Origin of the sequence: Mesorhizobium sp. M1A.F.Ca.IN.020.06.1.1, assembly GCF_004023265.1 — a bacterium.
GTDB lineage: Bacteria > Pseudomonadota > Alphaproteobacteria > Rhizobiales > Rhizobiaceae > Mesorhizobium.
In genome coordinates this window covers 1-983 of sequence record NZ_RZSR01001437.1, presented here as the reverse complement: position 1 = coordinate 983, position 983 = coordinate 1, and the positions used below count along the sequence as shown (strand labels likewise).

Annotated in this window: 2 pseudogenes; both read left to right on the top strand. The window is 65.1% G+C overall.

The window, feature by feature from the left end:
* Positions 1–571, top strand: a pseudogene (locus EOA60_RS34670) (phosphoserine aminotransferase); the annotation flags it as partial.
* Positions 572–638: 67 nt separating this feature from the next.
* Positions 639–983 (top strand): annotated as a pseudogene (locus EOA60_RS34665) (phosphoglycerate dehydrogenase); the annotation flags it as partial.

Below are 983 nucleotides of genomic sequence, written 5' to 3'. Positions count from 1 at the left end.
CGGCATGCTGATCCTCAGCCCGCGCGCCGTCGAGCGGCTGGAAACCTACAAGCCGGCCTGGCCGCTGCCGAAGATCTTCCGCCTGACTTCCGGCGGCAAGCTGATCGAGGGCATCTTTAAGGGCGAGACCATCAACACGCCGTCGATGCTGTGCGTCGAGGACTATCTCGATGCGCTTCAATGGGCGAAGTCGATCGGCGGCCTGGAAGCGCTGATCGCCCGCGCCGACGCCAACGCCGCGGTGCTGGACCGGTTCGTGGCCAGGTCGTCGTGGCTCGGCCATCTGGCCGTCGATCCGGCGACGCGCTCGAACACTTCCGTGTGCCTGTCCTTCACCGATCCGGACGTGGCGGCGCTCGATGCCGAGGGTCAGGCGGCTTTCGCCAAGGGTATCGTCTCGGCGCTCGACAGGGAAGGTGTCGCCTACGACATCGGCTCCTACCGCGATGCGCCGCCCGGCCTTCGCATCTGGTGCGGCGCGACCGTCGAGACCTCCGATCTCGAAGCACTGCTGCCCTGGCTCGACCGGGCCTTCGCCATGCAGAAGGCGTCGCTGAAAGCGGCCGCCTGAGTCATTCGCGGCGGCCTTCGGGCCGCCGATCCCAAACGGATCAATCCCATTCTTCAAGGAGGCCGCCATGGCGCCCCGCGTTCTCGTCTCGGATAAACTTTCAACCACCGCCGTGCAGATCTTCAAGGACCGCGGCATCGAGGTCGACTACCTGCCCGATCTCGGCAAGGACAAGGAAAAGCTTCTCGAAGTGATCGGCCAGTATGACGGCCTCGCCATCCGCTCGGCGACCAAGGTCACCGAGAAGCTGATCAATGCCGCCACCAGGCTCAAGGTCGTCGGCCGCGCCGGCATCGGCGTCGACAATGTCGACATTCCGGCGGCTAGCCGGAAAGGCATCATCGTGATGAACACGCCCTTCGGCAATTCGATCACCACGGCCGATCACGCCCAGCGTCTTGCCGGTGATCTC